Genomic DNA, 2,148 nt, shown 5'->3' on the forward strand with positions numbered 1-2,148 from the left:
GCCATCCTGACCGCGCATGACCTGCAAGGGACCGGCACCGCCGACATGCTGCATGCGCTGGACAGCCGTCTGGCGGGTGTCAGCCTCAATGCGCCGGCGGGGAATCCGTATCAGCCCACCATCGTCATGAACGGCTTCCAGGCGTCGCCGTTGCAGGGCACGTCGCAGGGTGTTGCGGTCTATCTTGATGGTGTGCGCTTCAACCAGGCCTTTGGCGACACGGTGAACTGGGACCTGATCCCGGATCTGGCGATCGAGCGGGTGGCGGTGGAGGGGCCGAACCCTGTCTTCGGCCTGAACGCGCTGGGCGGTGCGCTGAATGTGCGGATGAAGAACGCATTCAATACCGCCGCCGGCGGCGAGGCCGATCTGTCCGGCGGTTCGTTCGGACGCATCGTGGCCCAGGGCGATTATGCCGCGCGCCGGGGCGATTGGGGTTTTTATGTCGCCGGCCGGGAGGTGCATGAGGAGGGCTGGCGGGACCTGCAAAGTACCGACATCCAGAGCCTGTATGCGGACCTTGGCTGGAAGGGGCAGGCGACGGACGTGCATGGCAGCCTCGACCTGGCCAATTCGGTGCTGAACGGGCCGGGAACCGCGCCGGTGGAATTGCTGCGCGCCGACCCCAGGGCGCAGTTTACCGCGCCGAACCAGATGGCGAACAGATTCATCCAGTTTGCGCTGAACGGCCGGCACGGCTTTACCGACACGCTGTCGGTGCAGGGGCAGGTGCATTACGATTATTTCCAGCAGCGCGTGATCAACGGCAATGCGCCCAACGATGCGCCGTGCGATGATGGATCGGGCCTGATGTGTACCGGCCATGGCGACCCCTCGACCACGCGGGGCGGAGCGACGATTCCGGATTTCCTGAATGGCGGTCCGTATTCCGAGCTGGATCTGCAGACGACCAATACCAATGGTTATGGGGTGTCGGTGCAGCAGACCGAAACGCATTCGGTGTTCGGCCTGCGCAATCACGAGGTGGCGGGCGTCAGTTTCGACGGCGCGCAGACGATGTTCACCGGCTCCGCCCTGCTGGGCGGCTTGACCCCGGTGACGCGTGACTATTACGGCCCCGGCTATGTGATCGACGAACCGGGTGCGACGGTGCCGGTACGGGTGCGGGTGCATGATGCCTATGTCGGCGTGTTCGCGACCGATACGATCGACCTGACGCAGCGCCTCTCGCTGACCGGCTCGATGCGCTATAATTTCGCGCAGATCAATCTGGCTGATCAGAATGGCGGGGATCTGAGCGGGCGCCATGCCTATTCGGCGATCAACCCCGGGGGTGGGCTGCGTTATCGCCTGACGAAATGGACCACGCTCTATGGCGGCTATTCCGAGACGAACCGCGCGCCGACACCTGCCGAGCTGTCCTGCGCCGGCCCCGAGAATGCGTGCAGCCTGGCCAATTTCTTCGTCGGCGATCCCGAGCTGAAGCAGGTGAGGGCCCATACGTTCGAGGCCGGTCTGCGGGGCGGCTTCGCCATCGGCGCTGCCGGCCGGCTGAGCTATGATGTGGGGCTGTTTCGCACCGATGCCGACAACGACATCGTCTTCATCAACAGCAAGACGCTGAACCGTGCTTTTTTTGCCAATATCGGCGCTACCCGCAGACAGGGGGGCAAGGTGCATCTGGCCTGGCAGGCCGATGGCTGGTCGGCGTGGCTGAACTATACCCATACCGACGCGACCTATCGCAGCGGCTTTGTGGAGGATGCGGGCAGCAATCCGGCCGGCGATGATGACGGCGACATCACCGTGCGCCGGGGCAACCGCCTGCCGGGCATTCCGCTGGACAAGCTGACCGGCGGGGTGGATGTGCGTGTGACCCCGATCTGGACCGTCGGCGGCGATTTCCTGTTGCAGGGCGGCCAGTATCTGTTTGGCGACGAAGCCAATCTGACGCCGCGCCTGCCGGGGTTCTTCGTGCTGAACCTGCACAGTTCGGTCCAGGTGACGCGTTCGCTGCAACTGTTCGGCAGCATCGCGAACGTGACCGACCGGCATTATTATACGTTCGGCACGTTCTCGCCGACCTCCTCGGTCTATCTGGTGCAGGCGCCGGGGGCGAGCAATCCGCGCAGCTATAGCCCCGCCGCGCCGATCGGTGGGTTTGGCGGCGTGCGCGTGACGTTCTGA

At 64.5% G+C, this 2,148-nt stretch carries 1 protein-coding gene; it reads left to right on the top strand.

Annotation, left to right across the window (positions count from 1 at the left end):
• Positions 1-2,148: TonB-dependent receptor (locus HLH29_RS19170; RefSeq protein ID WP_182968965.1), on the top strand; the 2,148-nt coding region annotated here is incomplete at its 5' end.

The sequence above is a fragment of the Gluconacetobacter tumulicola genome (assembly GCF_014174215.1).
In the GTDB taxonomy this organism is placed as follows: Bacteria; Pseudomonadota; Alphaproteobacteria; order Acetobacterales; family Acetobacteraceae; genus Gluconacetobacter; species Gluconacetobacter tumulicola.